Consider the following 254-nt stretch of genomic DNA (forward strand, 5'->3'; position numbering starts at 1 on the left):
GTACTGGAGAACTCGGTGATCATTGAGGTGGCGATGGGATAATCTGCACCGATGACAATGCCGATAAGTACCCGCATCACCAACAGTTCGACGGGGGATGAAACAAACATCGTCGCCACCGATATCACGCCGATGGCGATGATATCAATGAGGAACATTTTGCGCCGTCCGACTTTATCGGAAATATAGCCAAACAGCGATGTGCCAACGAACAGCCCGGCGAGCGTTCCCGCGCCCAACAAGCCAATCCAGTC

At 53.1% G+C, this 254-nt stretch carries 1 protein-coding gene; it reads right to left on the minus strand.

All coding sequences use genetic code 11. From position 1 onward, the window contains the following. The coding region (locus tag V5P19_RS24030) for an MFS transporter (RefSeq protein ID WP_334408057.1) at positions 1 to 254 on the minus strand (254 nt) is incomplete at both ends.

This window comes from Enterobacter sp. UNJFSC 003, from assembly GCF_036903355.1.
GTDB lineage: Bacteria > Pseudomonadota > Gammaproteobacteria > Enterobacterales > Enterobacteriaceae > Enterobacter.